The 15736-nt window shown below is 63.4% G+C and carries 11 protein-coding genes; 2 read left to right on the forward strand and 9 right to left on the reverse strand.

Translation table 11 applies throughout. From position 1 onward, the window contains the following. Positions 1–119 precede the first annotated feature (119 nt). Positions 120–2225 (reverse strand): TonB-dependent receptor domain-containing protein, encoded by a 2106-nt coding sequence (locus HX817_RS13920; protein WP_177023444.1) that lies wholly within the window; start codon positions 2223–2225, stop codon positions 120–122. Positions 2226–2665: 440 nt separating this feature from the next. Between HX817_RS13920 and HX817_RS13925 the strand changes: the two genes are divergently transcribed. Together HX817_RS13925 and HX817_RS13930 are read left to right on the forward strand one after the other, a co-directional pair. Further along, a complete protein-coding gene (locus HX817_RS13925; RefSeq protein WP_003219870.1) occupies positions 2666–3853 on the forward strand; it encodes an acyl-CoA dehydrogenase family protein in 1188 nt (395 codons plus the stop codon). Positions 3854–3875: 22 nt separating this feature from the next. Further along, the gene (locus HX817_RS13930) at positions 3876–4964 is read left to right on the forward strand and encodes a sigma-54-dependent Fis family transcriptional regulator (RefSeq protein ID WP_003219869.1); all 1089 of its coding nucleotides are present in this window, start codon (positions 3876–3878) and stop codon (positions 4962–4964) included. A 35-nt stretch (positions 4965–4999) separates the two neighbouring features. Here HX817_RS13930 and HX817_RS13935 read toward each other — a convergent pair whose 3' ends face one another. From HX817_RS13935 to HX817_RS13970, 8 genes are all read right to left on the reverse strand, one after another. After that, on the reverse strand, positions 5000–6805 hold the full coding sequence (locus tag HX817_RS13935) for an ABC transporter ATP-binding protein (protein WP_008431180.1): 1806 nt from the start codon (positions 6803–6805) through the stop codon (positions 5000–5002). Positions 6806–7130: 325 nt separating this feature from the next. Next, on the reverse strand, positions 7131–7643 hold the full coding sequence (locus tag HX817_RS13940) for a GNAT family N-acetyltransferase (protein ID WP_134326161.1): 513 nt from the start codon (positions 7641–7643) through the stop codon (positions 7131–7133). Continuing rightward, entirely contained in the window at positions 7640–9082 is a 1443-nt protein-coding gene (locus HX817_RS13945) for an MFS transporter (RefSeq protein WP_102368603.1), read from the reverse strand. Before HX817_RS13945 ends, HX817_RS13940 begins: the two co-directional genes overlap by 4 nt. Beyond that, the gene (locus HX817_RS13950) at positions 9079–10287 is read right to left on the reverse strand and encodes an acyl-CoA dehydrogenase family protein (RefSeq protein WP_008431174.1); all 1209 of its coding nucleotides are present in this window, start codon (positions 10285–10287) and stop codon (positions 9079–9081) included. The genes HX817_RS13945 and HX817_RS13950 overlap by 4 nt, the downstream gene beginning before the upstream one ends. A gap of 20 nt (positions 10288–10307) precedes the next feature. After that, positions 10308–12023 (reverse strand): ABC transporter ATP-binding protein, encoded by a 1716-nt coding sequence (locus HX817_RS13955; protein WP_177040395.1) that lies wholly within the window; start codon positions 12021–12023, stop codon positions 10308–10310. After that, positions 12020–12883: an ABC transporter permease gene (locus HX817_RS13960; protein ID WP_177040396.1), complete on the reverse strand. Its 864-nt coding sequence runs from the start codon at positions 12881–12883 to the stop codon at positions 12020–12022. Before HX817_RS13960 ends, HX817_RS13955 begins: the two co-directional genes overlap by 4 nt. After that, positions 12880–13860 carry an ABC transporter permease gene (locus HX817_RS13965; protein WP_003219850.1) on the reverse strand — a complete coding sequence of 327 codons (981 nt, stop codon included), beginning with the start codon at positions 13858–13860 and terminating at the stop codon, positions 12880–12882. Before HX817_RS13965 ends, HX817_RS13960 begins: the two co-directional genes overlap by 4 nt. Then, entirely contained in the window at positions 13857–15518 is a 1662-nt protein-coding gene (locus HX817_RS13970; protein WP_023659005.1) for an ABC transporter substrate-binding protein, read from the reverse strand. Before HX817_RS13970 ends, HX817_RS13965 begins: the two co-directional genes overlap by 4 nt. Between the last annotated feature and the right edge of the window lie 218 nt (positions 15519–15736).

The raw sequence follows: 15736 nt of genomic DNA on the forward strand, positions 1-15736 counted from the left end.
TGCCTGCGATGCGGACACCTCGGTGCTTCAGGTACACCGAGATGACGCCATCGCAGCCTCGCTAAAGCTCGACAGCTCCCACAAGGATTTCCTTTGTTTGTTAGAGCGCCGGCCTGCGGTCAGAAGTGAAACGCCACCCCCGTGGTCACGTTGAACGCATCCCCCACATAGAAGTTGGCCGAGTCCTGGCCCTTGGCGTCGTACGCGGTGTTAGTGGCCGTGGCATAGCGCTTGTTGGTCAGATTGCGTGCATCGACGAACACTTCCCACTTCTTGCTAGGGGCCTCGTAGCCCACCTTGGCCCCCCACAACGTATACGACGGCGCACTCAGGGAGTTGGCAAAGTCGACGTAATAGCTGGACGCCGCCCGGGCGTTGAGCTGCGCGTAGAAACCACTGCCTTGGCGATATTCCAGCTCGGCCTGGTAGACCTGGCGCGGCAGGCCCGGCAGCTGGTTGTCGCCGAACACCGCATCGTTGCGGTAGTGGAAGTCGTTGAAGGTGTAGGCCTGGCGCAGGGTCACGGTGTCGCCATTGCCGCCGTCCCACAGTTGCGCATTCAAGCCGGCTTCGATGCCCTGGTGAATGGTCGCGCTGCCGTTGGAGGTGGCCACCAGTTGGTCCTGGGTGGCCGTCGCCTGGCGTACCACCACCGACAGCAGTTCTTTCTGCACCCACGAGCGGTAGACCGTCAGGCTGCCGTCAAAAATACCGTGGCCGCCGCGAATGCCGAACTCCACGGTGTTGGCTTTTTGCGGCCGCACATCACGGATGTATGGTGTGCCGGTGCTGCCCAGCTGCCAGGTAACCGGTGGATCCACCGAGCGGCTGACGTTGCCGAACACTTCGAATTCCGGAGTCAACTGATAGCGCAGGCCAATGCGCGGGGCGACGTCGGTCTCGTCGTATTCAACGCCACTGGGGAACGCGCTGGTATTGGTGCCGGTGCTGTATTCGATCTGCGCCTTGCGCTTGATATCAATCAATGACAACCCGGTGGACAGCCACGTGCGGTCATTCAGTTGCAGTTCGTTGCCGAGGGAAAACACCGTGTCCCGCGAGCCGGTGTAGTTGGTCTTCTGCTGGGTGATGCCGGTGGCCTTGCTGTGGGATTTCACATCGGCCAGGTACGCCAGCGTATTGCTGAAGGTCACGCTGCTGTCGCTGCGCAGGCCGAAGAAGGTGTCGGCGGTGCGCAGGTAGCGCAAGGTCAGGTTGACGTCCTGGGAGCGCCATTCCTGTGGTGTTGGCGAATAGCGCCAGCCGTTGTCCAGCGGGTAATCGTTGTAGCCCAGGCCGACTTCGAGCTTGGCATTGTCGTCGAAGGTGTAGGTGGTGGTGCTGCCCAGCAACGTCGAGCCGTCCTTCTTGCGCCCGATGGGCACGAGGTTGCTCGTGGGGTCATGCTTGAGCTGGTATTTGGTCAGGGTGTTGCCCTGGCTGAGGGTTTCTTCCTTGTAGCGAATGTAGAAGCGCGTCTCCAGTTGCGGGCTGAACACGTGGCCGAAGTTGGCAACGATCCCCTGCCCCTTGTTCGGTGTGTTGTCCTGGTAACCGTCACGCTCGTTGTGCTGGATGCTGACGTAATAGTCATTGTCGCCGTCCACGCCGCCGGTGCTCAGCTGCTCCTTGCGATAGCCGAAGCTGCCGGCTTCGAAACGCGCGTAGTTGCCCGGATCGGTGCGGCCGGTCTTGCTCACGAAGTTGATCGCGCCGCCCAGGGACAAGGCCGAATAACGGAAGGCGTTGGCGCCGTAGAGCACCTCGGTGTGGTCCACGGAAGCCATGTCCAGCATGTCTTCCTGGGTGCCGCCCGGGCCGGTCAACGGCAGGCCGTCGTAGAGGAATTTGATCCCCAGCACATAGCCTTGATAGAAGGTATTGAGGCCCGAACCGCGGATCGAAATCTTGTTCGCGCCCGAGCCGCTGGTGGCCTGGGCGAATACGCCCGGCTGCAACGCCAGCACGTCCTCGGCGTTCGCCGCGCGGCCCTGTTCGATCTTGCGGTTGTCGATCACTGCGGTTTTGCCGGGCACCTTGGACAGTTGCTTCTCGGCCTTTTGCGCTTCGGTGGCTTCGGCACCGGTGACCACTACCGTGGCCAGGGTCGGGTCCGCCTGGGCGGCAAAGGCCGCGCCGTGTATCAACATCAACAGCACGCCAAGGCTGGACGCGGTGGCCAGTGACTCAAAACGACGAGCGCGAGGTTCAAACAGTTGCCGCATGAATTAAATACTCCTGGGGTCTCGAATTAGTTGGAGCATCTATTCGTATAGTCGCGCTCTGTTTCCAACTTTGCAGGGTTCATGCCACGTCCAAGCCTCAATAAACACTGGCCGGCCACCCTTATTAATCGCCACAAGCGCAACACTTTGCTGGTGAAATGTTCGATTCCGGACAATACAAAAAATCATCCACAAACACTTATATGTTCAAGCAATAAAAGCATAACGAAAGCCCCGCCCTGCGGGCACAGGACGCAACTGTGCAAATCCCAACAGCCCTCCAACAAAAGTTGCGTATTCGACACTGTCCGCGCCTGCATCCCCGTAAGAAGTCGCAAGTTATCGGCTTATTGTTACTTGGTATGGGTCTTGCTCTATCCATTGCCTGTTGAAACAAATCAGCTCGAGCATTCTCGACTTAAGCAACGAGGTATTCACGCGTGACGGTCAACTTACTCTGCACCCGCAGGACGCCACTGGAGATTGCCCGTGACCTGGCGACCGAATTCGCGCGCACCGCCGTTGACCGCGACGCCAGCGGCGGTACGCCCAAGGCCGAACGCGACAAACTGCGCAGCAGCGGCCTGTTGTCCCTGAGCATCCCCGGGCAATTCGGCGGGCTGGACGCCAACTGGTCGGAAACCTTCGAGGTGGTGCGCGAATTCGCCCGGGTCGACAGCTCCATCGCCCACGTATTCGGCTTTCATCACCTGATGCTCGCCACCGTCCGGTTATTCGCCACGCCCGCACAATGGCAAACCTGGTTCAGCCTGACGGCCAGCAACAACTGGTTCTGGGGCAACACCCTGAACCCCCTGGACACCCGCACGGTGGTCAAGCGCCACACGGGCTGGCGGGAATTCTCGGGACAGAAGAACTTCTGCTCCGGGGCCAACGACTCGGAAATGCTGATCGCCTCGGCCATCGATGAAAGCGCCGGCGGCAAGTTGCTGATCGCGGCGATTCCCAGCGCCCGCAGCGGGATCATCCTGCACAACGACTGGAACAACATGGGCCAGCGCCAGACCGACAGCGGCAGCGTGACCTTCAAGCGCGTGCGCGTGGAAGAGTCCGACCTGTTGCTGGACCCGGGCCCCCTGAGTACTCCGTTCGCCTGCCTGCGCCCGCTGATTGCGCAACTGCACTTCGCGAATATCTTCCTCGGCATCGCCGAAGGCGCGTTCGAAGAGGCACGCCAATACACCCTGGAAGAAGCCCGCCCGTGGTTCCGCTCCAGCGCCAGCCATAGCACCCAGGACCCTTACATCCTAAGCCATTACGGCGATTTCTGGGTGGCGCTGCAAAGCACCCGCCTGCTGGTGGAGCGCGCAGGCCAGGTGCTGGACGCGGCATGGGCCAAGGGCTCAGCCCTGACCAGCGAGGAACGCGGCGAAACGGCGATTGCCATCGCCACCGCCAAAGTCGCCGCCAGCCGCAATGGCCTGGAGTTGTGTAGCAAGGTCTTCGAGGTCACCGGCGCACGGGCGACCAACGCCTCGGTGGCCCTCGACAGGCACTGGCGCAACTTGCGCACCCAGAGCCTGCATGACCCGCTGGACTACAAACTTCATGAACTGGGCGAGTGGGCACTGAACGGTACCGCGCCCATCCCGACGTTTTATTCCTGATCTTTTATTCAAAGGGATAACCATGCAACTGCTGACCCTACCGCCCTCGCCCGCCCTTGCCACCTCCATCCGCGCCACCGCGCAGGTGTTTGAAGACCCCAGGTCCAAGGCCTTGCTCAAGCATGTGCAACAAGTCGCGCCGAGCGAAGCCAGCGTGCTGATCATCGGTGAAACCGGCACCGGCAAAGAGTTGGTCGCACGGCATATCCACAACCTCAGTGGCCGCAAGGAGCAGCCATTCGTGGCGGTGAATTGCGGTGCGTTCTCCGAATCACTGGTGGAAGCCGAGCTGTTCGGCCACGAGAAAGGCGCGTTCACCGGTGCCCTCGGTGCCAAGGCCGGCTGGTTTGAAGAAGCCAACGGCGGCACGCTGTTCCTCGATGAAATCGGCGACCTGCCCATGTCGATCCAGGTCAAGCTGCTGCGGGTATTGCAGGAGCGTGAAGTAGTGCGCCTGGGTTCGCGCAAAAGCATTCCGATCAATGTGCGGGTGCTGGCGGCGACCAACGTGCAGCTGGAAAAAGCCATCAACGCCGGGCATTTCCGCGAGGACCTGTTCTACCGCCTGAACGTGGTCAACCTGGAACTCAGCCCGCTGCGGGATCGCCCCGGCGATATCCTGCCGCTGGTGCAGTACTTCATCGACACCTACACCCGCCGCCTCGGCTATGGCGAGATCATCTTGAGCAAGGAAGCCGAGCAACGCCTGGCCACCTACAGTTGGCCGGGGAATATCCGCGAGCTGGAAAACGTCATCCACCACACCCTGCTGATCTGCCGCGACGGCGTGATCCAGGCCGATGACCTGCGCATGTCCAACCTGCGTATCGAACGCCAGGAAGACAGCACCACCGCCCATGACCTGCTCGACCAGGCCTTCCAGCGGCTGTTCGAGGAGCAGATAGAAAACCTCCACGAACAGGTGGAACGCAGCCTGCTCACCGCCGCCTACCGGCTGTGCCAGCACAACCAGGTGCACACCGCCGAGTTGCTGGGGCTGAGCCGCAACGTGACCCGCACCTTGCTGATCAACCTCGGTGAGCTGAAGGTCAACAAGCGCCGCCCGCTGGCCGGTGCCAAGGATGACCGGGTGCTGCACCTCTCGATCTGAACCTGACTGCGCGGCGTACCCGGTACGCCGCCTGGTCACACCACCGCTTCATCCAGCGCATCGCTGAACTGGCGACTCCACAACCGCGCATATTGCCCGCCCTGGCGCAGCAACTGTTCGTGGCTGCCGTCCTCGATCACCCGGCCATTGTCGAACACCAGGATCCGGTCCAGGTGGGCCACGGTGGACAGCCGATGCGCGACCACCAGCACGGTCTTGTCTTCCATGATTTCGTCGAGCTTGTCCTGGATAAAGCGCTCGGTGATCGAGTCCAGGCTGGAAGTGGCTTCGTCCATCACCAGGATCGGCGCGTTTTTCAGCAACACCCGGGCAATCGCAATGCGCTGGCGCTGGCCGCCGGACAATTTGACCCCACGCTCGCCCACCAGCGATTCGTAGCCGTGTTCCATGCTGTCGATAAATTCACTGGCGCCGGCGCGGTGGATCGCCTCGGCGACCTCGTCCATCGAGGCATCCAGGCGGCCGTAATGGATGTTTTCGCGAATGCTGCGGTGGAACAGGCCGGGCTCCTGGGGAATCAGGCCGATCTGCTGGTGCAGCGAATGCTGGGTCACCTCGCGCACGTCCTTGCCGTCCACCAGCACCTGGCCTTGCTGCACATCGTAGAGACGCAGGAGCAAGCTCAGCAGGGTCGACTTGCCGGAGCCCGAAGCGCCCACCAGGCCGACTTTCTGGCCGGCGGGGATGACGATATTCAGGTGTTCGAAAATCGAACGATCACCGCCATAGCTGAAGCCGACATCGCGAAACTCGATATCGCCGCGCTTGACCATCAGCGCCTTGGCGCCGGGTTGGTCGATGACTTCATGGGGGCGGATCAGGGTGCGCACACCGTTGGCGATATTGCCGGTGGCTTCGAAGAATTCGAGAAAGCGTCGCGACAGGTTTTCCACATCGCTGATGATCAACAACGAAAGGCTGGTGGACATGACAAACGCAGCAATGTCGATACGGTGGCTGCGCCACAGGTAGAGCGCCAGCAATAACAAACCGAGCTTAAGCACTACGCCACAGGAAGCCTGGAACCAGCGAATTTTCTCCATATACCCCAGGGATCGGTAGGCAGCCGCCACCTCCTTGTCGAGGAAAGTGCCGAGGTAACTGTGCTCGAACGCATGGCGCGCAAACAGGCGGATATTGGCCAGATTGGAGACCGCATCCACCACTTTGCCGGTGCTGGTGCTGCGCGCTGCCGAATACTGTTGCGCCAGAGGATGACTGCGGCGTGCGAGGACGTAGCAGATAGCGATAAACGCCACCGACCAACCCGCCATGAACAACGCCAACAACGGCGATGCGGTCCATAGCAAGGCCGTGGCCAGGCTCAGCGTCACCAGCAGCGGGATCAGGTCGAACAACAAGATGCTCAGGGTCTGATTCACGCCCAGGGTAATTTCCGCCACCCGATGCGCCAGTGCCCCGGCGAACTCATTGCTGATGAAACGATGGGAGTGCTGCTGCAGATAGGCGAACACCACATGCGTCACCGTGCGCCGCTGCAACGGCAAGACGTGGATATGGCAGCCTGCCGATGCACGGGTAAACAGTACTTGGCACACCAGTAGCGCGCTTAGCAGTGTCAGTGGCCATTGCAGCACTTCAAAGGCACGCTCCGCTTCCAGCCCGTTGCTCACGGTGCGGGTGATCTGCCCCAGCCCCCAGGGCGTCAGAATCGAACACACCACCGCGGCGATCTGCAGCAGCAGGATAGCCAGGTACCAACCTTTGAAATGTCCGATGAAATGCCGCACAAACGCCGCCGGCGTCGATGGCAAGTGCTGGACATTCCAGGTGCGAAACAATGAAAAAGACGAACTCATGGCCAATGACATTCCTGAATGACGCCTGTGGCCGCGCAGCTTTCAGGCAAAAAATGGTGAGTGTGATCGTTCCCACGCTCTGCGTGGGAATGCATCCGGTGACGCTCTGCGTCACGATTTTAAGAGCGGACGCAGAGCGTCCAGAGCGGCATTCCCACGCAGAGCGTGGGAACGATCTCAATAGGCAGCAACTGTGCCCCATGAAACAGACAAACATTCCCCTGTGGCGAGGGAGCTTGCTCCCGCTGGAGTGCGAAGCGCTCCCAGGATTTTGGGGCCGCTGCGCAGCCCAGCGGGAGCAAGCTCCCTCGCCACAGGTTCAGCGTCACTTTTGGGATTGGTAGCGAAGTTCCTCCAACTCACGACCGCCCCGAGCAAGGGTGCGGCTTGATTCGGGCTGCGCTATCCATCCTGCATTTTGGTAAAAGCGCACTGCCCGCCGGTTTTCAGCCAGCACCCACAACGTCGCCGTCTCCAGGCCCAGGCTGGCGAGATGCTCCAGCCCCCTGAGCCACAGCGCCCTGCCCACCCCCGTTCCCCAATGCTCGGCCAGCACATACACCGCCTGCACTTCACCGGTTACGCCTGGATCAGCATCCTCATCACGACTCGAGCTGACAACAATCCAGCCCACCACACGCCCCTCGACCTGCGCGACAAACACAGCTTCGCTCCCCTGCTCAATCGACTGCCGCCAAAAGGCTTCACGCCGAGGCTGCGTCGCCTCCAGCGAAGCCAGGTAATCCGCCGGCATCAGTTCACGATAAGCCTGCTGCCAACTGCGAATATGCACCCAGGCAATGTCACCTGCGTCCTCGATACGTGCTGCACGAATCATCCAATTCCCTCTGCGCGTTTTGCATAAATCGCCGAGCCCGCCTGGGGCGACAGCCTGCGATAAACCAGCCCCGACAAGGCACACAGCAATCCGGCACCCGCCATGATCCAGGCGATATCACTCTGCTCGACCGTGGCATGCCCGCGCACGGCCATGATCAAACCGAGCAGCCCCGCCGCGATGCCCACCGATAAACTCAACGTCAACTGAATGGTCATCGCCGACAGGCTGCTGGCGCGGCTGGATTGTTCCGGTGGCACGTCGGCATAGGTCAACGCCCCCAGGGTGCTGAATTGCAGCGAACGAATGATCCCGCTGCCAAATAACACCAGTATTACAATCCAGTAAGGCGTTGATACCTCGAACAGGCTGCACGCCAGGATGGTTGCACCGGTGAGCACCGCATTGCCGATCAAGGTGCGCCGGAAACCGAAGCGGCTGACAATCCGCACCGCCAGCATTTTCATCAGCAACGCACCCACGCCACCGGCCACGCTCAGCAGCCCCGCCTGCAACGGGTTAAGCCCGAAACACAGCTGGAACAGCAACACCAGCAAAAACGGCTGTGACGCGCTGCCGATGCGCATCAGGTTGCCGCCCCAGAAGCTCACCGCGAAGGTCGGGATTTTCAACAATGAAAAATCGATCAACGGGTACGCCGTCCGCCGTGCATGCAGGACATACAGCCAGGCACTCAACAGCCCGCCGCCAATCAGCAGCAACGCCCACTGGCGCGGCAACAGGCCGTGGCCCAGCACCTCGAAACCGAACACCAGCCCGCCCAATGCCACGCCGCTGAGCAACAGGCCGGGAACGTCCAATGGCTGGCCGGGTGTCCCGGAATAGTCCGGGATATAGCGCAGCACCAGGATCACCCCAAGCACGCCGATCGGCAGGTTGATCAGGAAGATCCAGTGCCACGACAGCACCGTCACCAACAGCCCGCCCAACGGTGGACCCAGCAGCGGCCCAACCAGCGCCGCCACCGTCAGGTACGACATGGCACGCAGCAGGTTTTCCCGCGCCGACCAGCGCAGCAGGATCACCTGCCCCACCGGCACCATCATCGCCCCCGAGGCACCCTGGGCCAAACGCGCCAGGGACAGTTGCAACAGCGAGCCCGAGCAGGCACAGGCCACCGACGCGAGGGTGAACAGCACGATGGCGCTGATAAACACCCGACGCGGCCCGAACCGGTCGGCCGCCCAGCCGCTGACCGGCACGAACAGCGCCACCGCCAGCAGGTACAGTGACACCACCAGGTTCATGCGCACGCTGGGCTCGCCGAAATCCTGGGCCATCTGCGGCAGCGCCGTGAGCACCGCCGTGGCGTCGATCAATTCCATGAACAGCGCACAGCCGATGATCATCGGCACCCGGCGCGCGTGCCCGGAGCCCACCTCGCCCAAGGGGTGTGAAAGGTCGAGGGCTTTGTTCAAAACAGCCCCGATGTCGGAGGCGGCGTGCCCTTGAGTTGCCAGGCGCCCACGGCTGCGGCTTTCCAGTGCCGGGGATTGTGGTTGGCCACGGTGCGCGCGTTGCGCCAGTGCCGGTCCAGGTTATGCGCGCGGCCGGTGGTGGAAGCGCCACCCACGTCGAACACCAGCTCCGCAGCCTTGAGCGCCGACTCCGCCGCGATGTATTGCGCCTGGGCCACGTCCACTGCGGCCTGGTCGACGGCCACCGCATCAAGGTCCGCAGCCCAGGCGCGGTCGATGGAGTCCGCCGCGTGCAACACCACCGCTTCGGCGGTAAAGGCCCGGGCCGAAACGTCGCCCACGCTCAGTTCCACGTACGGGTCATCCACCGAGCGCGTGGCGCTGCTGTGCTTGATCGGCCGCGCATGCTCCTTGGCAAAGGTCACCGCATCATTCAGCGCATTACGCGCAATACCGGCCTGCACCGCCGCGAGGAACACTTGCAGGAACGGCGTGACAATCGTGCGCTTGCCTTCCTCGACGGTGCGGGTGCGGATCTCGCTGGCCAACACCTGCACATCATGCAGATGGGTGGTGCCACTGGCGGTCAGGCGCTGGCCCATGGCGTCGAAATCATCCAGCAACTCCAGGCCCTGGCGGTCGCGGGGCAGGATGAACGACACGGGCTGGTCATTCTCGTCCAGGGCGACGGCGCTGACCCAATCGGCATACAACGAACCGGTGCTGTAGTACTTGCTGCCGCAAGCGCGAAAGTGCTCGCCGTCACGCACGATGCGCGCACTGATCGAACCGTTGGCACCGCCGACTTCCCAGCCGGCATTGCCGATCACGGCGCCTTGCAGGTAGCGCCCGAACCAGCGCTCGCGCTCCTCCTCCGCCCCCTCGGCGCGGGACGCCAGCAGGCCTTCGACAAACCCGAAACCGGGGCGCAGCGCCTGGGCCACGTTGGAGTCGGCCGAGGCGATGCGAATCAGCAAGGCAATCACGTCCTTGACCGAACCACCGGCGCCGCCAAACCGCTTGGGAATCCGCACGGTAAACAACCCGGCCTGGGCGATCTGCGCCACGGCCTCATACGGCAGTTGGCGGTCACGCTCACGTTGCGCAGCGCCGGCGGCAATCTGCGGCAGGATGCGGTCGGCGCGGGCGTTCAGTTCGGCCACCGTTACAACCGGCGGCGTGGGTACAGCAGACAACTTGCTCATGGCACTTCCTTGATTCAGGTCTAGATGGCGATTTTCCACAGGCGCGATTCATCAAACAGCCAGCCGGGGTTTTCCGGCTCCAGGGCCGGCACCACCAACTGCTTGCCGCTGCCTGGCAGGCGTGGCACCGCGCCCAGCAGGCGCCGGGTGTATTCGTGCTGGGGCGATTCAAACAACGTCTCGACGCTGGCGCTTTCCACCACCTGGCCGTGGCGCATCACCAACACTTCGTCGCTGACGTGGCGAATCACCCCCAGGTCGTGGGAGATAAACAGGTAGGCCAGGCCCAGCGAGGCTTGCAGGTCGGCCAGCAGATCCAGGACCTGGGCCTGCACCGACACGTCCAGCGCCGACACCGGCTCGTCGCAGATAATCACTTTGGGGTTGCTGGCAATCGCCCGGGCAATCGCCACGCGCTGGCGCTGCCCGCCCGACAGTTGCAACGGTCGGCGCGCGGCCAATTGCGGCGCCAGGCGTACCTGGTCGAGCAACTGTGTCACGCGGGCCGCCTGTTGCTCGGCGTCGATACCGGCAACGTCCAGCGCATCACTGAGGATCTGCCCCACCGTCCAGCGCGGGTCGAACGAACTCAGCGGGTCCTGATAAATCACGCTGATATCCCGGCGATGCACACGGCGGGTCTTTTCCTCGACCCGCTCGGTACCTGCCGCGGCCCATGGCTGGTCGAGAAAACGCACCTCACCGGCATCCGGTTGCAGCAAGCCGAGGGCGATGCGTGCCACGGTGGTTTTGCCGGAGCCGGATTCACCGACGATGCCCAGGGTGCGACCGGCGCGCAGCTCGAAGCTGACGTTATCCACCACCTGACGCGACTGTTGATCGGGGCCGACATACCGTTTGCCCAGCCCGGAGGCCTTGAGCAACACCGGCGAATCCGCGCCGGGCCGTGGTTGCGCCACAGCGTTGCTGCGCTCCGGCGACAAGCGTGTGCCCCGGGCATGTTCGGCGGGCACCGCATCCAGCAGCGAGCGGGTGTAGGCGTGGCGGGGGTTGAGCAGCACCTGATCCATCGGCCCCTGCTCCACCACTTCGCCGTGGCGCAGCACCAGCACCTCATCCGCCAATTGCGCGACCACTGCCAGGTCATGGCTGATGATCAGCAGCGAATCGCCACGGGCCTTGATCTGCTGCAATACCTGCAGGATCTGCGCCTGCACCGTGGCATCCAGCGCCGTGGTCGGTTCATCGGCAATCACCAGGCCGGGGTTCAATGCGAGTGCGCTGGCAATCAGCGCACGCTGGCGCAGGCCGCCGGAGAGTTGATCGGGGCGCTGGCGCGCACGCAGTTGCGGTTCGGGTACGCCCACCAGGTCCAGCAGTTCAATGACGCGTTCGCCACGGCTGCGACGGTCGCCCCAGCGATGGGTCTCCAGCACTTCGAGAATTTCCTTGCCCACCGGCCGCAACGGGTCGAGGGACACCAGTGCATCCTGCAACACGAAGCCGATGCCGTTGCCACGCAAACGACGCCAGCCGCGTTCCGACAGGTTGAGCAAATCCACACCGTCATAGCTCAAGGTGCGCGCCGTAACCTTCGCGCCCGCACCCGCCAGGCCAATCAGGCTGCGGGCGGTGACGCTTTTACCGGAGCCGGATTCGCCCACCAGCGCCAGGGTCTTGCCAGGCTCCAGGGTGAAAGACAGATTGCGCACCACCGACTGCCCGGCAAACTCGATGGACAGCCCTTCAACGATCAAGCGTTTCTGGTCGCTCATGAAAGACGGCCCTCCAGGCGTTGTTGCAGGTAACGGCCAGTGACCGTGGTCGACAGCGTGGTCAATACGATGAACAGCCCGGGGAAGAACGTCAGCCACCAGGCGTTGGCGATGAAGTCGCGGCCCATGGACAACATGGTCCCCCACTCCGGTGCCGGCGGACGGGCGCCCAGGCCGAGAAAACTCAGGGCCGAGGCCCAGACAATCGCCTGGCCCACGCCCATGGTCAGGGTCACGATCAGCGGGCGCATGGCGTTCGGCAGCAACTGGCGCAGGATGATGCGCAGCGGCGGATGCCCGAGGGCGCGGGCGGCTTCGATATAGCCCGCGTTGCGCACCGCCAGCACCTGGCCACGGACCATCCGCGCATAACCCGGTGCACTGCCCAGCCCGGTGGCGACGATCAGCGGGCCGATGCCGCTGCCGAAAATCGCCACGAACAACAGCGCCAGGATCAGGCTCGGAAACGCAAACAGCACTTCCAGCAACCAACCCACGCCGCGGTCCACCCGCGCGCCGCCCAGCCCGCCCAACAGGCCAAGCACAATGGCGATGGTCATCGCAATCGCCGTGGCTGCCAGGCCGATGAACAACGACTGGCGGGTGCCATGGATCACCCGCGAAAAAATATCCCGCCCCGACTGATCGGTGCCGAACCAGTGGCCCAGGCTCGGCGAATGAAACGCATCGCGGGGCACGATGGCCAGCGGGTCGCTGTAGGCGAACAACTGCGGCACCAGCGCCGCGACGATCACCAGCAACAGAAAGGTAATCGCCAACAGCGGGCCGAGGCGCAGCGTGCGAGTGGTGCGCTGAATCCGCAGCGCGGGCAGCGGTGTTTCCAGGGTCAGGCCACTCATGCTGGAAGCTCCTGTTGGCGAGGGTCGACCCACAGGTACAGCAGGTCGACCAGAATATTGGCGAGCACGTAACCGGCGGCGACCACCAGGCTGATGCCGATGGTCAGCGGCAGGTCCTGGGCCTGCACCGCCTGGTACAACTGGCGGCCGAGGCCCTTGCGGGAAAAAATCACTTCGATCACCACGGCGCCGCTGATCAGCGCGCCGATGGCCCAGCCCGACAGCGAGATGCCCGGCAACACGGCGTGGCGCAACGCGTGTTTGAAGCGCACGTTGAAGTCACTCAGGCCACGGGTGCGGGCGGTCAGGATGAAGGGTTGGTCGAGGGTCAAATCCAGGGATTCGCGGGTGACCTGGGCGATAAACCCGGCCAGCGGAATCGCCAGGGCGAACGACGGCAACACCAGGGTGCGCCAGCCATCACTGCCTGCCGGCGGGAACAGCCGCAGGCCGAACGCAAACACCGCCAGCAGCAGAATCCCCAGCCAGAAGTGCGGCAGCGCGGCGGCCAGGGTTTCCGCGAGCGAGGCCAGGCTGGCCACCCAGCGGCGGCGCCCGGCGGTCAGCACCGTCAGCGCCAGCACCAGGACCCAGGCCAGGGCGAGCGAGGTCAGGGTCAGCTCCAGGGTCGGCCAGGATTGCTCGGCGAGCACTCGGGTCACCGGCAGGTGCTGGGAATAGGAAACCCCCAGGTCACCCTGCACCAGTCGCCCGAGGTACAACGCGTATTGCACCGCCAATGGTTTGTCGAGGCCGTACTCGCGGGTGGCTTCGGCGATGGTCTCGGGGGTGGGGTTGCCGCTCGGGCCGCCGAGGATCGCCTGCACCGGATCGCCGGGCATCAGGCGCAAGGCAAAGAACGTCAGCGTGGCCACCGCCCAGAGCACCAGCACGCCGCCGGCAAGGCGCCACAGCGCACGTTTGCCGAGCCGGGCCAGGCGCTCGCGCCGTGGGTTGGCAAGTGATGTGTCGCTCATTTGTTCACCCATGCGTCATAGAGATAAGTCACCGCCAGCGACGGCTCCAGCCGCACGCCCTGGGTGGTCTTGTAGATACCCAGCCGCGTGCTTTGCGGGTAGGTGGTCAATTGCAGGTACTGGCTGGAAGCGATTTTCTGCGCCTGGTAATACAGCGCCCGGCGCTGCTCGCTGTCCTGGGTGGTGAGGGCTTGCCGGATCAGCGTGTCGAACGCCGGGTCACTGAAGCCTGCGGTGTTCTGGTGGTAACCACCGACACCCGCCGGGCTGATGAACTCACTGCCGAAGATGATCCGCAGCACGTCGGCGGTGTTGGTGTTCCAGTAGCCGAGGCGAATGTCGTAGTCCCAGTCGGCCTGGCGTTTGGTGGCCTGTACGTCACTCATCTGGTCGACGATCAGCTCGAAGCCGACCTGCCGGGTGGTGGCCTGCACCTGTTCCCACAAGGTGTATTCCGACGGTGGCGTGCGGTTGCCCATCACCACGTGAACTTGCAGGCGCTTGCCGTCCTTGGTGCGGTAGCCCTCGCTGTCGCGCTGGGTCCAGCCGGACTGGTCGAGTAACTGCGCAGCCCGGGCGGGGTCGTAATCCTGGGCGTGCTGGAACTCCGGGCTGTAGAAGCGCGTGGCTGGGCTCAGCGGCCCGCCGGCGCGGGGGAATTCGTTGAAGTACACGCTCTTCAACGCGCCCTCGATGTCGGAACTGCGTACGAAGGCTTCGCGCACTCGCACGTCATCGAACGGCGCACGGGTAATGTTCAGCGTGCCGTTGGTGGGGTTGCCGGGGCGTTGGGCGATCACCAGGGTCAGGTCCGGGTTGCGTCGAGCGGCCTCGTGGGATTCGGGGGGCAATGCCTCGATCACGTCGACCTCGCCAGCCTGCAACGAGGCGAAGCGCACGGAAGGTTCTTGGATGAACTTCCAGACGATCCGGTCGAGCCAGGCCGGGCCCTGGTGCTTGGCGGTGGGTGGTGCCCAGTTGTAGTCGGGGTTGCGCACCAGCTCGACCTGGCTTTGCCGGTCCCAGCGCACGACCTTGAACGGGCCGCTGCCGACCGGGCTTTCGCAGTTCACATCGCGCGAGCGCAGCAGGGCTGTGGGGGACTCGATGCCGAGGAAGCCTTGGGCGAGGACTTCAAGAAAGGCCGCGTACGGCGTGGCGAGGTGCACCACTGCGGTGTATTCGTCGAGCACGTCGGTGCTGCGGTATTGGCGGATGTAGCCGCCTGCGGTGCTGGACTGGGTCTTGGGGTTGGCCATGTGGTCGAGGTTGGCCTTGACCGCCGCGGCGTTGAACGGGGTGCCGTCGGTGAAGTGCACGTCGTTGCGCAGGTGGAAGGTGTAGGTCAGGCCGTCGGGGGAGACTTCCCAGGTCTTGGCGAGCCAGGGGCCGATGCGGCCGTCGGCGTCCATCGAGACCAGGGAGTCGAGGTACTGCTGGGCGACGAACACCTGGGGCATGTCGCCGGCCACGTGGGGGTCGAGGCAGGTGGGTTCGCGGTCGGTGGCGTACACGAGGGTGCCGCCCTTTACCGGCTGGTCACTGCGTGTGACGGTGGAGCTGCCTTGGCCACAGCCCAGGAGCAGGCCGCAGAGTGTGGCGGTGCCGATAAGGAGCAACGGGCTGGATCGTCGCGGGTAAGGGGCGGGTTCTTGCATGATGGGTCAGGCCTAAAGTCCGGGAACTGGGTCATTGCACAAGGCATGCCGGGTTTTTGGGCCTGTAAACAGGGGGGATTGGAGGGTTGGGGGATTGCTGAAAACGACAATGTGTGTGGGAAGTGTTGGTCAGGCAACAGCTCGGCCTTGGGGGGGCGTGAGGTTTGAGTAAATATCCGTTGCTGCGGTAACGGCGGCTATTGGTTCCGCTCTTACAG

The sequence above is a fragment of the Pseudomonas sp. C6002 genome (assembly GCF_013385805.1).
In the GTDB taxonomy this organism is placed as follows: Bacteria; Pseudomonadota; Gammaproteobacteria; order Pseudomonadales; family Pseudomonadaceae; genus Aquipseudomonas.

What these genes read in the sequence shown, in the direction of transcription:
- HX817_RS13920 (WP_177023444.1), bottom strand. Translation starts at nt 2,225, where the DNA reads ATGCGGCAACTGTTTGAACCTCGCGCTCGTCGTTTTGAGTCACTGGCC.
- HX817_RS13930 (WP_003219869.1), top strand. Translation starts at nt 3,876, where the DNA reads ATGCAACTGCTGACCCTACCGCCCTCGCCCGCCCTTGCCACCTCCATC.
- HX817_RS13935 (WP_008431180.1), bottom strand. Translation starts at nt 6,805, where the DNA reads ATGAGTTCGTCTTTTTCATTGTTTCGCACCTGGAATGTCCAGCACTTG.
- HX817_RS13940 (WP_134326161.1), bottom strand. Translation starts at nt 7,643, where the DNA reads ATGATTCGTGCAGCACGTATCGAGGACGCAGGTGACATTGCCTGGGTG.
- HX817_RS13950 (WP_008431174.1), bottom strand. Translation starts at nt 10,287, where the DNA reads ATGAGCAAGTTGTCTGCTGTACCCACGCCGCCGGTTGTAACGGTGGCC.
- HX817_RS13955 (WP_177040395.1), bottom strand. Translation starts at nt 12,023, where the DNA reads ATGAGCGACCAGAAACGCTTGATCGTTGAAGGGCTGTCCATCGAGTTT.
- HX817_RS13960 (WP_177040396.1), bottom strand. Translation starts at nt 12,883, where the DNA reads ATGAGTGGCCTGACCCTGGAAACACCGCTGCCCGCGCTGCGGATTCAG.
- HX817_RS13965 (WP_003219850.1), bottom strand. Translation starts at nt 13,860, where the DNA reads ATGAGCGACACATCACTTGCCAACCCACGGCGCGAGCGCCTGGCCCGG.
- HX817_RS13970 (WP_023659005.1), bottom strand. Translation starts at nt 15,518, where the DNA reads ATGCAAGAACCCGCCCCTTACCCGCGACGATCCAGCCCGTTGCTCCTT.